The sequence below is a fragment of the Pseudomonas sp. ChxA genome (assembly GCF_030263855.1).
Classification (GTDB): Bacteria; Pseudomonadota; Gammaproteobacteria; order Pseudomonadales; family Pseudomonadaceae; genus Aquipseudomonas; species Aquipseudomonas fluorescens_CB.
Genome location: NZ_JARPMK010000002.1, coordinates 1,715,039 through 1,729,735, shown reverse-complemented (window position 1 = coordinate 1,729,735; position 14,697 = coordinate 1,715,039). Strand labels below are relative to the sequence as shown.

17 protein-coding genes are annotated in these 14,697 nt (G+C 60.0%); 6 read left to right on the top strand and 11 right to left on the bottom strand.

The genetic code is table 11. From position 1 onward, the window contains the following. Nucleotides 1–57: 57 nt before the first annotated feature. Genes P5706_RS33740 through P5706_RS33730 form a run of 3 tightly spaced genes read right to left on the bottom strand, consistent with a single transcriptional unit; the run spans nucleotide 58 to nucleotide 3,908 of the window. Nucleotides 58–1,356 (bottom strand): cytochrome c, encoded by a 1,299-nt coding sequence (locus tag P5706_RS33740; protein ID WP_200430973.1) that lies wholly within the window; start codon nucleotides 1,354–1,356, stop codon nucleotides 58–60. 12 nt (nucleotides 1,357–1,368) lie between these two features. Next, nucleotides 1,369–3,153 carry a GMC family oxidoreductase gene (locus P5706_RS33735; protein WP_200430974.1) on the bottom strand — a complete coding sequence of 595 codons (1,785 nt, stop codon included), beginning with the start codon at nucleotides 3,151–3,153 and terminating at the stop codon, nucleotides 1,369–1,371. A 2-nt stretch (nucleotides 3,154–3,155) separates the two neighbouring features. Beyond that, a complete protein-coding gene (locus P5706_RS33730; RefSeq protein WP_285684875.1) occupies nucleotides 3,156–3,908 on the bottom strand; it encodes a gluconate 2-dehydrogenase subunit 3 family protein in 753 nt (250 codons plus the stop codon). Between the two features lie 274 nt (nucleotides 3,909–4,182). Here P5706_RS33730 and P5706_RS33725 point away from each other — a divergent pair, with 274 nt between their 5' ends. Beyond that, a complete protein-coding gene (locus P5706_RS33725; RefSeq protein ID WP_200430976.1) occupies nucleotides 4,183–4,839 on the top strand; it encodes a dual specificity protein phosphatase family protein in 657 nt (218 codons plus the stop codon). A 144-nt stretch (nucleotides 4,840–4,983) separates the two neighbouring features. Here P5706_RS33725 and P5706_RS33720 read toward each other — a convergent pair whose 3' ends face one another. Then, the gene (locus P5706_RS33720; RefSeq protein ID WP_285684873.1) at nucleotides 4,984–5,259 is read right to left on the bottom strand and encodes a YheV family putative zinc ribbon protein; all 276 of its coding nucleotides are present in this window, start codon (nucleotides 5,257–5,259) and stop codon (nucleotides 4,984–4,986) included. Further along, nucleotides 5,256–7,307: an oligopeptidase A gene (gene prlC / locus P5706_RS33715; protein ID WP_138813167.1), complete on the bottom strand. Its 2,052-nt coding sequence runs from the start codon at nucleotides 7,305–7,307 to the stop codon at nucleotides 5,256–5,258. The genes P5706_RS33720 and prlC overlap by 4 nt, the downstream gene beginning before the upstream one ends. A 101-nt stretch (nucleotides 7,308–7,408) precedes the next feature. Between prlC and P5706_RS33710 the strand changes: the two genes are divergently transcribed. Next, nucleotides 7,409–7,951 carry a gamma carbonic anhydrase family protein gene (locus P5706_RS33710; protein WP_200430978.1) on the top strand — a complete coding sequence of 181 codons (543 nt, stop codon included), beginning with the start codon at nucleotides 7,409–7,411 and terminating at the stop codon, nucleotides 7,949–7,951. Further along, entirely contained in the window at nucleotides 7,948–8,607 is a 660-nt protein-coding gene (locus tag P5706_RS33705; RefSeq protein ID WP_200430979.1) for an HAD family hydrolase, read from the top strand. The genes P5706_RS33710 and P5706_RS33705 overlap by 4 nt, the downstream gene beginning before the upstream one ends. 85 nt (nucleotides 8,608–8,692) lie before the next feature. On the opposite strand, the gene P5706_RS33700 is transcribed toward P5706_RS33705, so the two are convergent. Next, complete coding sequence (locus P5706_RS33700) at nucleotides 8,693–9,736, bottom strand: aminopeptidase (protein ID WP_285684867.1); 1,044 nt, start codon at nucleotides 9,734–9,736, stop codon at nucleotides 8,693–8,695. A gap of 143 nt (nucleotides 9,737–9,879) precedes the next feature. On the opposite strand from P5706_RS33700, the gene P5706_RS33695 reads away from it, so the two are divergent. Next, nucleotides 9,880–10,302 carry a PA0061/PA0062 family lipoprotein gene (locus P5706_RS33695; protein WP_285684866.1) on the top strand — a complete coding sequence of 141 codons (423 nt, stop codon included), beginning with the start codon at nucleotides 9,880–9,882 and terminating at the stop codon, nucleotides 10,300–10,302. Here P5706_RS33695 and P5706_RS33690 read toward each other — a convergent pair whose 3' ends face one another. Beyond that, nucleotides 10,303–10,542, bottom strand: coding sequence for a DUF1161 domain-containing protein (locus P5706_RS33690; RefSeq protein ID WP_200430982.1), 240 nt, complete (start codon nucleotides 10,540–10,542; stop codon nucleotides 10,303–10,305). A gap of 361 nt (nucleotides 10,543–10,903) precedes the next feature. Then, complete coding sequence (locus P5706_RS33685; RefSeq protein WP_068934084.1) at nucleotides 10,904–11,332, bottom strand: OsmC family protein; 429 nt, start codon at nucleotides 11,330–11,332, stop codon at nucleotides 10,904–10,906. Between the two features lie 217 nt (nucleotides 11,333–11,549). Here P5706_RS33685 and P5706_RS33680 point away from each other — a divergent pair, with 217 nt between their 5' ends. Beyond that, complete coding sequence (locus P5706_RS33680) at nucleotides 11,550–12,551, top strand: LLM class flavin-dependent oxidoreductase (RefSeq protein ID WP_200430983.1); 1,002 nt, start codon at nucleotides 11,550–11,552, stop codon at nucleotides 12,549–12,551. A 149-nt stretch (nucleotides 12,552–12,700) separates the two neighbouring features. On the opposite strand, the gene P5706_RS33675 is transcribed toward P5706_RS33680, so the two are convergent. Together P5706_RS33675 and P5706_RS33670 are read right to left on the bottom strand one after the other, a co-directional pair. Next, nucleotides 12,701–12,925, bottom strand: coding sequence for a DUF1161 domain-containing protein (locus tag P5706_RS33675; protein ID WP_200430984.1), 225 nt, complete (start codon nucleotides 12,923–12,925; stop codon nucleotides 12,701–12,703). A gap of 115 nt (nucleotides 12,926–13,040) precedes the next feature. Further along, a complete protein-coding gene (locus tag P5706_RS33670) occupies nucleotides 13,041–13,256 on the bottom strand; it encodes a dodecin (RefSeq protein ID WP_016969657.1) in 216 nt (71 codons plus the stop codon). Between the two features lie 155 nt (nucleotides 13,257–13,411). On the opposite strand from P5706_RS33670, the gene P5706_RS33665 reads away from it, so the two are divergent. Continuing rightward, on the top strand, nucleotides 13,412–13,738 hold the full coding sequence (locus tag P5706_RS33665) for an ElaB/YgaM/YqjD family protein (RefSeq protein WP_003187304.1): 327 nt from the start codon (nucleotides 13,412–13,414) through the stop codon (nucleotides 13,736–13,738). Here the strand turns inward: P5706_RS33665 and P5706_RS33660 are convergent. After that, nucleotides 13,735–14,631, bottom strand: coding sequence for a LysR family transcriptional regulator (locus P5706_RS33660; RefSeq protein ID WP_285684857.1), 897 nt, complete (start codon nucleotides 14,629–14,631; stop codon nucleotides 13,735–13,737). The genes P5706_RS33665 and P5706_RS33660 overlap by 4 nt on opposite strands. Nucleotides 14,632–14,697 lie beyond the last annotated feature (66 nt).

The window sequence follows — 14,697 nt, the reverse complement described above, 5'->3', positions numbered from 1 at the left end:
TATACAGTATCGAGGCGCGAGGTTTCTGACCAGTGCCGTCTGGCGGCCAGGGCAGGATCAGTGTTTTTGCGTCACCTGCCCCAAGTCGTCACCCGACGTGGTGCGCATATCGCTTTTGCGCAGGTCGGCCACGTCACTGGCTTTGACTGGAGCGCCTTGATTGCCCCAGCTGCCGCGAACAAAACTGACCACATCTGCGACTTCCTGGTCCGACAGACGCCACGCGAACGCCGGCATGGTGAAGGTCGACGGCGCCGTGTGAGTGGCCGGCAAGGTGCCGCCGTTCAACACGATGTTGATCAACGAAGTGGCGTCCGCCGTCTGCAACACCGGGTTACCTGCCAGCGCCGGGAACACCCGCGTGTAGCCATGGCCGTCGGTACGGTGGCACGCCGCGCAGTTGTCGATATACACCGACGCGCCCGGCTTGCTGTCGTCACCTTTCCACAGTGCCTCGGCCACCTGCTTGTCGTACTGATGCGGCTGGTCCTTCGGATCCACCGCCGGCAGGCTCTTGAGGTAGCGGGCAATCGCAGTGAGGTCGTCCTGGGACATGTACTGCATGCTGTGCACGACCACATCACTCATGCCACCAAACACCGCGCTGCGGTCACTGCGGCCAGTCTTGAGGAACTGCACCAGTTGCTCTTCGCTCCAGCTGCCGAGGCCGTCCTTGTGGTCGCCGCGCAGGCTTTTCGCGATCCAGCCTTCCAGCGGCGCACTGCCAGACAGGAAGGCGTTGCCGTCTGTAGCGCTGAGGGCTTTTTCCTGCATGGTCAGGGCACGCGGCGTGTGGCAAGCGCCGCAGTGGCCGAGGCCTTCAACCAGGTAGGCGCCACGGCTGACCACTGGGTCGGCTGCGGCTTGCACCGGTTGCTCCTCGACTGCCGGCGCGAACATCCAGCGCCACGCCGCCAACGGCCAACGCATGCTCAAGGGCCACGGAATATCGCTGTCCTTGTTCTCCTGGGCGACGGGCTCCACGCCCTTCATGAAGTACGCATACAACGCCTGCATGTCGCTGTCGCTCACACGTGCGTAGGACGGGTAAGGCATCGCTGGGTAAAGCGTACTACCGTTCTTGGCGACGCCATGACGCACGGCCTTGTCGAAGTCTTCGAAGCTGTAGTCGCCCAGGCCGGTCTTGTCCGGAGTGATGTTGGTGGAATAGATCACGCCGATCGGGGTTTCCATCGGCAGCCCACCGGCGAACGGTTTGCCACCCTTGGCGGTGTGGCAAGCCACGCAGTCACCGGCGCGGGCCAGGTATTCACCCTGCTTGATCAAATCGGTCTCAGCCGCGCTTACAGAGCAACTGCTGAACAGGGCAAAACTCGCGATAACAAGTGCTTTCATGGTCATCGCTCCTTATGCCTGAACCAGTGGGCCGGGGTTTTTAAGGTACTGCTCGCGGATCGCCCGCGCCGACCAGTAGGCCAACGCTGCCACCAGGCCGGTAGGGTTGTAGCCCAGGCCTTGTGGGAAAGCGGATGCACCCGGAACAAACACGTTGTGTACATCCCAACTTTGCAGGTAACGGTTCAACGCACTGGTTTTCGGGTCGGTGCCCATGATCGCGCCGCCATTGAGGTGGGTGGTCTGGTAGGACGCGGTGTTGAATTGTTCACCGACTTTTTTGCCCAGCACAGCAATGGCCTTGGGGTTCATCGCCGCGGCGACCTTGCCCATTTTCTCCATCATGAAGCGGTTCATCTTGATGTCGTTTTCCTGCCAGTCGAACGTCATCCGCAGCAAAGGCAGGCCGTAGGCATCGCGGTAAACCGGGTCCAGATCCAGGTAGTTGCTCCGGTAGGATTGATGCGCGCCATGGGAGTCCATCGACACTTGGTGGGTGTAGTAATCGGCGGTGGCGCGCTTCCAGGCGCTGCCCCACGCCGGCGTGCCCGGCGGGTTGGACGTACCGGCAATCGGCCGGCTGCCGGCCTGGTTGACCCACATCGGCGAGCCGCCCACAAAACCGTGCGGGCCGTGGTCGAAGTTGTCCGCGTTGAAGTCATCGATGGCCACGCCATTGCCGCCCGCACCGATGAAGTTGTTGGTGTGGGTGTCCTTGTCGAAGAAGGCCTTGATGGTGCCCATGTTCTGATAGGCAAAGTTGCGGCCCACCACGCCCTCATTGGTAATCGGGTCGTAAGGTTTGCCGATGCCCGAGAGCAACATGAGGCGCACATTGTTGAACTGGAAGGAGGCGATGATCACCAGGTCCGCCGGCTGCTCGCATTCGCGGCCCTGGGCGTCGATATAGGTCACGCCGGTGGCCTTGCTCTTGCTGCTGTCGAGGTTGACCTTGAGCACATGGGAATTGGCCCGCAGCTCAAAGTTCGGCACCTGACGCAACGCCGGCAAGATGTTCACGTTCGGCGATGCCTTGGAATACATGTAGCACACGTAACCACTGCAGAAACCGCAGAAGTTGCACGGCCCCATCTGCGCGCCGTAGGGGTTGGTGTAGGGCCCCGAAGTATTCGCGGACGGCAGGTTGTAGGGTTTGTAGCCGACGTCGGTGGCCGCTTTCTGAAACAGCTGCGCAGACACGGTGTTTTTCTGCGACTCCAACGGAAACGGATTGGAGCGATCCGGCGCATACGGGTTGCCGCCACGACCTTCACCCACCAACTGGCCTTTTACGGTCCAGGCTTGGCCGGAGGTGCCGAAGACTTTTTCGGCGTAGTCGAAAAACGGCTCCAGCTCTTCATAGCTCACGCCGAAGTCCTGGATGGTCATGTCTTTGGGGATGAAATTTTTGCCGTAGCGCTCTTCATAGTGGCTGCGCATGCGCAGCTCGATAGGGTCGACACGAAAATGCACGCCCGACCAGTGCAGGCCCGCGCCACCCACGCCATTGCCGGGCAAAAACGCACCCAACTGACGGTTGGGCAGGGCGACGTCATTCACGCTATGGCGAATGGTCACCGTCTCCTTGGAGATGTCCTGAAAGAGTTTTTTACGCACGCTGTAGGTCAGTTCATCGATGACCTGGGGATAGTTACCGTCCGGGTAGGTGTCCTGCATCGGGCCGCGCTCCAGCGCTACCACGTTGAGGCCTGCTTCCGTCAGCTCCTTGGCCATAATTGCGCCGGTCCAGCCGAAACCCACGATCACCGCATCCACTTTCTTCATGATGGTCGCCACGTTTATGCCCTCTCGCCGCGAATGGAAACAGCCGGGAAGGGGTATTGCTCGTTGCGTTCAACCCAGTCCATGAAGTCGGCGCGGGCGCCGGGGAAGCCGATCATGGTCCAGCCGACCATGCCTTTGTTGCCACCGTGGATCGGGTCGCAGAAGAAGCCTTCCTTGGTGTTTTGCAGTAACAGGTTGAAAAACATCTTGGCCGGTACGGCCTCGAAATGCGCGGTCATCTCACCGCCGCCCGCTTCCATACGGCGCAGCATGTCATCCTGGGTAGCGCTGTCTTGCTCAGCAAAAGCTTTACCGTTGAACGCCTTCGACCAGGCATCCGTGGCAGCAATGCCCAGGCGATAGATGTCTTTGGGCACCAATTTGCTCTGCCAACCCATCTCTGGCGCCGCATCGGCGTTGAACGGGCCTTGCATGAACCATAGCGCTCCGGCGGCGTAAGGTGTGTTCATCTGGCGGTCGATGTATTCCGGCGCGCCGGCTTCCAGGGCGCCTGGGCCTTGGGCATCCGCGGGAATCAGGCGGGCTACGGCGGCGTTGATAAAAGCCCACTCTTCAGCCGTGAAGTAGCTTGGCTCATAGGCTTTGTCGCTGACGGGCGTTTTGGCGGGAGCGGCCTGTGCCGGTTCCGATGTGGCCATCAACATCGAGCCGCCAAGGCCAGTGCTGGCAACCGTGACCACCGGGATCAAGGTCAGGGATTTGCGTAAAAAGTCACGCCGCGGGTTGTCCTGATCTTGATCAGACATAGGTGCACCTCATCATGTGGTCACGGGTTTATCCGCCGCTTCTAGGCGCAGCGTGATGGTTTACCAGGGCATTGGATCCCAAAGGGATAGAACACACTGGCAATCAATAGTTACAAATGATAGCAGCCTAAGCATTAGAGGAATCGATTCAGCGCAAAAAACAGCAGATCAGATGGGCGGATTCACGATTCTTTGACGGCCACCTCACACGGCATTGACCCCTCGTAGGCGACTCTGTGACCCATCAGCCCTATCCCATTCGGTCTCAACGCGCATGTTCACGATTCGATTACTGCCCGCCCTTGGCCTGGCGTTCATGGCACTGTTCACCACGCTGCAGGCCCAGGCCGACGAGGCTACCTCTATCCGCTCCCCCGAGTGGGCGCAGCCGGTGGGCAACCAATTCAACCTGCACCAGATGACGCCCACGCTGTATCGCAGCGCGTTGCCGGACAGCACTGCGCTGCCTGTGCTGCAAAATCTGAAGATCGGCACGGTGATCAACTTCCTGCCGGAATCTGATGCGCCCTGGCTGAAGACTTCTGATATCAAACAGGTGCAGCTGACGTACCGCACCAACCATGTCGACGATGCCGACGTGCTGGCGGCACTCAGGGCCATCCAGGAAGCCGAAACCCAAGGCTCGGTGCTGATGCACTGCAAGCACGGCTCCGATCGCACGGGCCTGATGGCGGCGATGTATCGGGTGGTGATTCAGGGTTGGAGCAAGGAGGATGCGCTAAACGAAATGACGCTGGGCGGGTTTGGTTCCAGTAACGGCTTTAAAGACGGCGTTCGCTACATGATGAAGGCGGATATCGACAAGTTGCGTACTGCGTTGGCCAATGGCGACTGCAGCACCAGTGCCTTTGCACTGTGCTCGGTAAAAAGCTGGATCACCACGACAGACAAGGCCGAAGAGCAACTGTAGCGCGCCTTTGTGGGAGCTGGCTGTGGGAGCTGGCTTGCCTGCGATAGCTTCAACGCAGTGTGAATGACACACCACGGTGCCTGCATCGCGGGCAAGCCCGATTCCCACAAAAAGCCCGCCCCAAGCAGAAGCAGGCGTCGGGTATCAGTCCTTTTTCAGCTTGGGATTAGGGAAAAACTGCACCGCCTGCACCTTCGGGTCCGCGGGCGCCTTCAACGCCGACGTATTGACCCGCGTGCCCAATTCCTTGGGCACCGAATTGCCTTGTTCATTCAGCGTGTCCGAATAACCGCAGGCCACACATTCGCGGTGCGGCACATCGTCTTCGGTCCACATTTTCAGCTTGTCCAACTCTTCGCACGCCGGGCAGACCGCCCCGGCGATAAATTGCTTTTTGCTCACCACAGGCCCTTCACTCATGCTGCTGCGTCCTCACTCAGGCCGCTGTGGCGCAAGAGTGCGTCAATCGACGGCGCACGTCCGCGGAAGTCGACGAACAGCACCATCGGCGCCTGTGAGCCACCGCGCGCCAGGATCGCTTCGCGAAAGGCGCGGCCGGTTTCGGCATTGAGCACGCCGTCTTCTTCAAACTTGGAGAAGGCGTCGGCAGACAGCACTTCCGCCCACTTGTAGCTGTAGTAACCCGCCGCGTAACCGCCGGCGAAAATGTGCGCGAAACTGTTAGGGAAGCGGTTGTAGGCTGGTGGGCGCATGACCGAGACCTCATCGCGTACGCCTTCAAGCACCTGCGCTACCGTGCGGCCATCGCCATGGGTGGCGTGCAGTTCGAAGTCGAACAGTGAGAATTCCAACTGGCGCACCATCATCAGGCCGGACTGGAAGTTCTTCGCCGCGAGCATTTTTTCCAGCAGATCCTGCGGCAGCGGCTCGCCGCTTTCATAGTGGCCGGATATCAGCGCCAGGCCTTCCGGCTCCCAGCACCAGTTCTCCATGAATTGGCTCGGCAATTCCACCGCATCCCAGGCCACGCCGTTAATGCCGGACACGCCAGCGTGTTCAACGCGGGTCAACAGGTGGTGCAGGCCATGGCCGAATTCGTGGAACAGCGTGGTCACTTCATCGTGGGTCAGCAGGGCAGGTTTGCCGCTGTCGGCCGGGGTGAAGTTGCACACCAGGTTCGCCACCGGGCTTTGCAGCACGCCGTCAACGGTGCGGCGGCGGTCGCGTGCGCCGTCCATCCAGGCACCGCCTCGCTTGTTGGCGCGGGCGTACAGGTCGAAGAAGAAACGGCCAACGTGCTGGCCGTTTTCCTTGATTTCAAACAGGCGAACATCCGGGTGCCAGGTGTCGAAGCCTTTTTGCTCGGCGATTTCGATGCCGTACAGGCGCTGCACGATAGCAAACAGGCCGCCCAGCACTTTGTCGATCGGGAAGTAGGCGCGCAGGGCTTCCTGGGACACGCTGTAGCGTTGCTCACGGAGTTTTTCGCCGTAGAAACCGCTGTCCCAGCTTTGCAGGTCGGCGCAGCCTTGTTCGGCGGCGTAAGCCTTGAGCTGTTGCAGGTCTTGGGCGGCAAACGGCTTGCTGCGCTTGGCCAGGTCGCGCAGGAAGCTCAGCACTTGGTCGCTGGACTCGGCCATTTTGGTGGCCAGGCTCAGCTCGGAGAACGACGCGTAACCCAACAGTTTGGCCAGCTCCTGACGCAGGTCGAGGATCTGCTCCATCACCGGGCCGTTATCGTTCTTACCGGCATTCGGGCCTTGGTCCGACGCACGGGTGCAGTAGGCCGCATAGACTTCTTCACGCAAGGCGCGGTCGTGGGCGTAGGTCATTACCGCGTAGTAGCTTGGGAACTCCAGGGTGATCAACCAGCCATCGAGGCCTTTGGCCTGGGCGGCGGCAGCCATCTGCGCCTTGGCCGAGTCGGTCAGGCCGGCGAGGGTGGCTTCGTCGGTAACGTGCTTGGTCCACGCCTGGGTAGCGTCCAGCAGTTGGTTGGAGAATTTGCTGCCCAACTCCGACAGCTTGCTCTGCACTTCGGCGTAGCGTTTTTGCTGTTCAGGCGGCAAATCGATACCCGACAGGCGGAAGTCGCGCAGCGAATGTTCCAGGATGGTTTTTTGCGCCACATCGAAACCGGCGGCTTCCGGGCTGTTGGCCAGGGCTTCGAAGGCCTGGAACAGTTCGCGGTTCTGGCCCATCTCGGTGGAATAGGCGCTCAATGCCGGCAGACAAGCCTCGTAGGCTTCGCGCAGTTCGGCGCTGTTGCACACGGCGTTGAGGTGGCTGACCGGGCTCCAGGCGGCGCCCAGGCGGTCATTCAGTTCGTCCATGGCCAGTACCAAACCGGCCCACGTAGGGTTTTTGCCCTGGCTTTGCAGGATGCCTTCGATGGCAACGCGGTTGTCGGCGAGGATCTGTTCGATGGCCGGCTGGACGTGCTCGGCACGGATCGCCGAGAACGGCGGCAGGTCGTAGGACTGCAAAAGTGGGTTGTTCGCGCTCACGGTGGGTACCTTGGCTGAAGAAACTGATAAGACAAAGATGGGGCCATCTTAATTACAATCAACACCCACCGCAGCTATCAACCTATAAGAGAGAGGCTATCGTGACCCTTCGCACCTATCAGAACCACACGCCAACCCTGGGCGCCGGGGCTTTTGTCGATATTTCGGCGGTGGTGATCGGCGATGTCGAAATCGGCACCGACAGCTCGGTTTGGCCGCTGACCGTGATTCGCGGCGACATGCACCGCATCCGCATCGGTGCACGCACCAGTGTGCAGGACGGCTGCGTGCTGCACATCACTCACGCCGGGCCGTTCAACCCGGACGGCTTCCCGCTGCTGATTGGCGATGATGTGACCATCGCCCACAAAGTCATGCTGCACGGCTGCACCGTCGGCAATCGCATCCTGATCGGCATGGGCAGCATCGTGATGGACGGCGCGGTGGTCGAAGACGATGTGATCATCGGCGCCGGCAGCCTGGTGCCGCCCGGCAAGAAACTGCAGAGCGGCTTTTTGTACGTGGGCAGCCCGGTTAAACAAGTCCGCCCATTGACTGACAAAGAGCGTGCCTTTTTCACCTACAGCGCCGCGAACTACGTGAAGCTCAAAGATTTGCACCTGGCTGAAGGATTCGACCGATGACCCTGAACTACTCCACCGTGCTGTTCGACCTGGACGGCACCCTGACCGACCCGCGCGAGGGCATCACCCGCTCGATCCAGTACGCCCTCGGCAAACTCGGCATCGATGAACCGGACCTGACCAAGCTGGAACACTTTATCGGCCCGCCATTGCTGCAAGCCTTTATGCAGTTCTATGGCTTCGATGAGGCCAAAGCCTGGGAAGCGGTGAATTTTTATCGCGAGCGCTTCAAGGTCACCGGCCTGTATGAAAACCGCGTGTTCGACGGCGTGATGCCGTTGCTTGAGGAACTGAATGGCCAGGGCCGCCAGCTGTATGTGGCCACGTCAAAACCGTGGGTGTTTGCCCGTGAGATTGCCCGGCATTTTGATTTTGCCAAGCACTTCAAGGTGATCTACGGCAGCGAGTTGGATGGCACGCGCACTAACAAGGTTGAGTTGATTGCGCACTTGATGAGTGAAGAGGGCTTAGACCCGACGACTACCTTAATGATTGGTGATCGCAAGCATGACTTGATCGGGGCGCGCAGCAATGGGTTGGATTCGGCGGCAGTGGGGTATGGGTTTGGCAGTTTTGAAGAGCTGAATGCTGAGGCGCCGACTTGGCATTTTGAGACGCTGGAGCAGATGCATCAGGCGTTTTTGCAGCGCGGCTGAGACCGCTATCGCAGGCAAGCCAGCTCCCACATTTGACCGTGTTCACAATTCAAACTGTGGGAGCTGGCTTGCCTGCGATGACGCCCTAACGGCCACCACCTTCCAACTGCCGCAACGCCGCCTTTCGCTGCTCAACCGGCAACCCACCCAGCTTCTCCACCGCCGCAAAGAACTTCACCCAATCCCCGCCTTGCTGCGCAAACAACGCCGCAAACGCCGGCACCCACTGGTCATACAGCCCGAACGGCAATAACCGCGCATTGTTCATCGGCTGGTTGATCCACACGTCATAACGCTTGTCGCCGCCCCATTGGCTGTCGCGCATGTGCCGGTACTCACTGCGCAGGCGCTCGAACTCTGCCGCCTTGGCCTGGCGCATCACATCCACCGCCAAGGGCTGTGCGTACAACCTCTCCAGGCGTTTGCGGGTATCCAGAACCAGCTGGATAAATTGATCACGCTGCTGCAACGCCGCATCGCTCAGCGGCGCCAAACCCCGCGCCGCACGCCATTGGCGGGTGCCTTCCTGCTCGACGAAGTTGGCGTAGGACTCATTGAACTCAGTGTCGTCCTTTACATAAAAACGCTGGTGCGCCAGTTCGTGGAAAATCAGCGTGGCCAGGCGCTCATCCCCCCAATTCATCATCGAACTCATGATCGGGTCGTTGAACCAACCCAGGGTGGAATAGGCTTCAACGCCGCCAATCGACACGTCCATGCCTTGTTGCCGCAATAACGCCGCTTCGCCGCGTGCTTCGCCTTGGTTGTAATAACCGCGATAGGCCACGCACCCAGCGATGGGGAAGCAGTGGGTTTCTGGCGACAGGGAAAACTCCTGCGTGGCGAACACGTTCCAGACCACATAAGGCCGGCCAATGTCAGCGTACAGGCGGTAGCTCTGGTTGTCAGGCAGGTGCAGGTGCTCACTGGCAAAGGCGCGGGCCTTCTGCGATTGCTCCAGGTGATCGCGCAACGCCTGCGGGCGAGCAGGGTCGGCGATAACCTCGGCAACCGGCTCCCGGGCCCGCAGCAAGTGCCACTGGCCGCTGGCCAACTGGCTGTAGTAACTCACACTGGAACAGCCGCTGAGCAGCAGCACCATCAACCCTGGAAGAAAACGCCTGACCATGCACCGACCGCTCCTGGGTTATTGGCTCGCCAGACTATCCTGCCTGCACGGAATTTTTCCATGCCGTGGCGTGTTTATACTGATACAGAGTCTGTTGCCACAGGCAGCCAGGTTCAATTCTTACCCACCGTTGAGTGCCCGCCATGCGCCAGCTCTTGCTACCCGTCACCGCCTTGTTTCTCAGCGCCTGCGCTTCGACCCCCATCCCGCCGGTCGACCCGCACCAGGCCTGGATCGATTTCGCCACGCCGACACCCGGCGCCAAACTGGTGATGGCCCAGCGCCTGGACGGCAAGAACCTCAATGACGGGCGTTTCTTTCAGGTGCCACCCGGCAGCCATGAGCTGATGGTGCGCTTTGATTTCGAAGTGAATACCGGGACCGGCTTTGGCGGCCTGGACCAGACCCATGACCGAACCTGCTTCATGACCCTGCAATACGACAACTTCCAGGCAGGCCAGCGCTATGTGCTGGAAGGTCGCTCGCTGGCCTTTACGCCCAACATCCGGCTGTACAACACGGCGCATCAGCTGTTGGCTGAAGAGCGCAGTGTTAACTGCATCTGATCAGTCGCTGTTCTTCTGATAGATGATGCGCTTGGTGCCGTTTTCGCAGGAGCCAACGATCATGGCGCTGTCATGATTTTTGGCTTCTTCGGCGGTGATGATTTCCAGGGTGTAAGACGGAATCGCCTTGGCCTGGATCTTCACCTCAATTTCTTTCCTGAGCTCTTCACAATCTTTTGGCGCGGCCACAGCCGAAGTGGCCAATACACCGCAAATGATCGCCAAGGCAAAACGTTTCATGTGTGAAGCTCCGTGAATGCACTGCGCACGGGTGTGCGCCTGAGGCTGCATAGCCTATAGGACCACATCCAGGAAACACGAGTTCTGATTTAACGCGGAACAAATGTGGGAGCCGGCTTGTGTGGGAGCTGGCTTGCCTGCGATGGCAGCGCCCCGATGTCAGATCGTTCCCACGCTCTGCGTAGGAATGCCGCCTGGGACGCTCCGCGTCCCGCCCACAAAATTCAAGTTCTGCGCAGGTGTGACGCAGAGCGTCACGGGCGGCATTCCCACGCGGGAGCGTGGGAACGATCTAAACGGTGAACCTATTGCGGCAAGCCCGGCTCCCACACAAGCCCCACATGGGAGCTTGCTGTGTCAGTCAGACCAGCGTGGCATCCAGGCTGATCTTGGCGTTCAGCACTTTCGACACTGGGCAGCCTTCCTTCGCCTTTTTGCTCAGTTCCTCGAACTGCGCCTGGCTTGCGCCCGGAATCTTGGCTTTCAGCACCAGATGCACGGCAGTAATCGCGAAACCACCCTCAACCTGGTCCAGGGTCACTTCAGCCTGGGTATCGATGCTGTCAGCCTTAAGGCCGGCATCGCCCAGAATCATGGAAAATGCCATGGAGAAACAGCCCGCGTGGGCCGCGCCGATCAACTCTTCAGGGTTGGTGCCCTTGCCGCCTTCGAAGCGCGCCTTGAAGCCGTAAGGTGCTTCGCGCAGCACGCCGGTTTCGGTCGAAATGGAACCCAGCCCAGTCTTCAGATCACCTTCCCAATGCGCGGATGCTTTTTTAACGATACTCATAGCTCTCTCCTCGAACGGTGGTTTTGCGTCAGTAAGGGTTCTGAGGATAGACGGCCCGGCAAAGTTCATCTTGTCGGAGAAACCTAGTGATTCAGTAGGAAATTTCACAGACTGCTATTGAATCTCGGGTATATGCCCTCATTGCATAGAGCATGCACATGAAGCGGCAGGTTTGAGTTCGTCTATAAGCCTGCGCACCTAATGGAGAAGCAGGCTTATGAAATCGCTGTCCGACGTGAAGTTCTCGACCCTCGACCTCGTGCCCGTGCGCGCCAACGGCAGCATCGCGCAGTCATTGCGCAACTCGCTGGACCTGGCTCAGCACGTGGAAAAGTTCGGCTACAACCGTTTCTGGGTAGCTGAACACCACAATATGGACGGCATCGCCAGCTCGGCCACCTCGGTGTTGCTGGGTTATTTGGCTGGCGGCACCTCGACGATTCGCGTCGGTTCCGGCGGCGTGATGTTGCCCAACCATGCGCCGCTGGTGATTGCCGAGCAGTTCGGCACCCTGGAAAGCCTGTACCCCGGCCGTATCGACCTGGGCCTGGGCCGCGCGCCCGGTTCCGACCAGATGACCGCCCGCGCCCTGCGCCGTGAACGCTCCGGCAGCGCTGACGAATTTCCGGAAGATGTGGCCGAACTGGTGGCCTACCTGGGCCCGCGCACGCCCGACCAACGGATCATCGCCGTACCCGGCACCGGCACCAACGTGCCGGTCTGGTTGCTCGGTTCCAGCCTGTTCAGCGCGCAACTGGCTGGTGAGCGTGGCTTGCCCTACGCTTTCGCCTCCCATTTCGCACCCCGCTTGATGCATGAGGCGATTCGCGTGTACCGCAATCACTTCAAGCCTTCAGCCGTGCTGGACAAGCCCTACGTGATGCTCGGCATTCCGCTGGTGGCGGCCGATACCGACGAGCAGGCCGACTACCTGGCCACTTCGGTGTACCAGCGTATTCTGGCGCTGATGCGCGGGCAAAGCCTGGTGCAGCGCCCGCCGGTGAAAACCATGGACGGCCTGTGGCTGCCCCATGAAAAAGACGCGGTCGGCAGCTTCCTTGGCCTGGCCATGGTCGGTAGCCCGGCGAAGATTCGCGCGAAATTGGAAGTGTTGATCGAGCAGACCGGCGCAGATGAGCTGATCTTTACCAGCGACCTGTATGAGCATGCCGACCGGATTCATTCCTACGAGCTGCTGGCGCAGGTAATGAAGGGCTGATTACCCGCAGGCAAAAAAAACGACGCACCTGTGGCGAGGGAGCTTGCTCCCGCTGGGCTGCGTAGCGGCCCCAAAAGAAAGGGAGCGCTGCGCACTCAGCGGGAGCAAGCTCCCTCGCCACAAGTGCGTCGTTTCATGTCTGCACGGGATTAACCGCGCTTGTAGACGATTTCCTTGGTGCCGCCTTCGCAGCTGCCAATCACTTTGCCATCGGCTGCGGCGCCTTTGTCGACAACATCCAGCGAATAGTGCTGAACACCTTTAGCGTCGAGCTTTGCCGCGAGTTCGCTTTTCAGCTCTTCACAAGGCTTGCCCGCCGCTAGGGCAGTGCCCGCAATGCTCAACAAACCTACCGCTAACAGGAACTTCTTCATCCGTTACTTTCCTTGCGCTGATCGAAAAGAGCGTGCCGACGCTTATGGCATCGGCACCCAATGGTTGTAGCGCAGGTTATGGCAATCGGCCAGTCAGCAAGTTCAACTCACGGGATCAACTACTGGCAATTCGGAATCCCACCTTGAGCGTGACCTGAAAGTGCGCGGCCTTGCCGTCCTTGATGTGGCCACGGGTTTCGGTCACTTCAAACCACTCCAAGTGCTTGATGCTCTTATGCGCTTCAGCGATAGCGTTGTTGATTGCATCTTCGATGCTGGTGGTCGAGGAGCCGACCAGTTCGACTTTCTTGTAGGTGTGATGATCAGACATAACGTTTCTCCTGAGGTCTCTAGTGAGCGTAGCAGTGAATCTTCGTACTGCTTCTGGCGACCAATCCCACTCGAAAGTTCAGATTTACTGCACTTTCTGAAAACCCAGGAGTCGGTATCTACACATGCCACTCAATCACTTCAGGAGAGTTCCACATGGCCAACACTTCTTTACGCAAAGCGTCGCTGGAAAGCATGGAAGCCGAGATTTCGAGCCTGCTCAAGTCCCTTGAGAGCCTCAAGGACGATGCGTCCGATGAGTCGCGCAAAACGCTGAAGGCCCTGAAAAGCAATGCCGAGAATGCCCTCAAGCACTCCCGCCACTTGATCAGCGATGCCTACGAAGAAAGCAAAGTCAAAATCCGCGAAACCAGCGCGGCAACCCGCGACTACGCACAAGAGCACCCATGGACTACCGCCGGCGTTGCCGTTGGCGCGCTGGGCCTGTTGGCGGCTTACCTGCTGTGCAAACGTGGTGACTAAACTGGCTGGCGCAACAGCTCAGCCTTGAGCCACTGCGCCAACTGACCCGCGCGCCCGTCTGCGGCGCGCTTGGGTAGCCACAACGCCAGGTGCGCCGGGGTTTCACTGAAACCCCACGGCGCTACCAGGCGACCCGCTCGCAGGTCCTCTGCCACCAGCGGTTCGGGCGCAATCGCCACACCTAAACCTGCCACCGCCGCCTCCAGCAAATAATACAAATGCTCAAAACCCTGGCCGTGCTTCAACGCGCCGGGCTCGATGTCATGTTGCTGCGCCCAGATGGGCCAGGCCTGCGGGCGCGAGGTGGTGTGTAACAAGGCTTCACCGCACAGGGCCTGGGGCGGCGCCTGGCGCAGGCGCTCGTAACCGGCGAAGCGCGGGCTCATTACCGGGCCAATGCGCTCGCTGGCCAGCTCATACACCTGCATGTCCGCTGGCCATGGCGGCTCAGCGAAAACCAACAGGGCATCCAGGCCGGGGCGCCGTGGGTCGAGGTCGCCGTCACCCGCCGACAGGTGCAGACGCAAGTCGGGCAAGTCTGCGTTCAAGCGGCCCAGGCGCGGAATCAGCCAGCGCGCCAGCAAACTGCCCGAACAGCCGAGCACAAAGGGCGCGTCGGCGCTGGCCTGGGTCAGCTCGGCGCAAACATCCCTCAAACGCTCGAACGCTTCGGCACTGGCATCCCTGAGCCGAACGCCTGCATCTGTGAGTTTAAGGCCGCGCCCTTCCTTGGCGAACAGGCTGACACCCAAGTGTTCTTCCAACACCTTCAACTGGCGACTGACTGCACCATGGGTCACATGCAGTTGCTCAGCCGCCTGGCTGACGCTGTTCAAGCGGGCGGTGGCCTCAAACGCACGCAGGGCATTGAGGGGCGGTAGGTCTCGGCTCATCTGTGAGTTTTCCTGACAGGTTGTGGCGATCTTATCGGTTTTCAGCGCGCAGCGTCAGGGGTAGAG